Below are 794 nucleotides of genomic sequence, written 5' to 3'. Positions count from 1 at the left end.
TCCCGCATGAACTGAGATCAATCGCACGCTCTGCGATGTGGACGATGATTTCAGGTAGCAACTCCAACCAACAAACGTCTAGCTGGCGATCTTCCAGACCTATGCTCAACGGGCGTCGGCCTGAGAACAATTAGCTCTCGGCTCGTTGTGCTCTCCTAAGACCGCTTTAAGTTGCGGCCAGCGCTTGCGAGAAGATGTCGAGATCCGGCGAGCGCGCAGTGCCGACGCTGTCTGCTGGAGCGCCATTTGCACAGGAGATGGGAGGAGCGCGAAAGCGATACCGAAGAACTCGGACGGCTCACGGCGGAGAAGGGGCCGGAAGACGCCATACGCATCGCACGCGCCGTCGGGATGCCACTTAGGATCGCAGCCAAGATACCCCGCGCGGAAACGGCCTACTTCAAGAAGAAGCTCGAACCCAAGTTCGACGGCGAAGAGATCAAGCTTATCGGCGAGGTGGACGAGGTTCGCAAGCAGCCGTTCCTCGCCGGCGCCGCCGCGCTCTTGTTTCCAATCGATTGGCCTGAGCCGTTCGGCCTCGTCTTGATCGAGGCGATGGCGTGCGGTACCCCCGTGATCGCCTACCGTTCCGGATCGGTGCCGGAAGTCGTGGAAGACGGCGTCACGGGCTTCAAACCACGGTCAAACAAGACAACTCAGCAATTAAGTCGGGCGCCAAGATCGGCTGCGGCTCCAAACCGCGCTCGGTTTCTGCGATCAAACGCCCTGAGGTAAGTGGGCGTCTTCATTCTACCGGGCCGGCCGGTAGAAAAAGAAAAGCCGCCCAACGGCGG

At 60.1% G+C, this 794-nt stretch carries 1 pseudogene; it reads left to right on the top strand.

Going from position 1 to position 794, the window contains the following annotated elements:
* Positions 1-288: 288 nt before the first annotated feature.
* Positions 289-711, top strand: a pseudogene (locus AC0L3X_RS47245) (glycosyltransferase); the annotation flags it as partial.
* Between the last annotated feature and the right edge of the window lie 83 nt (positions 712-794).

It is taken from the genome of Bradyrhizobium sp. MI1.7 (assembly GCF_055811795.1).
This window is presented reverse-complemented; position numbering and strand designations above follow the sequence as displayed.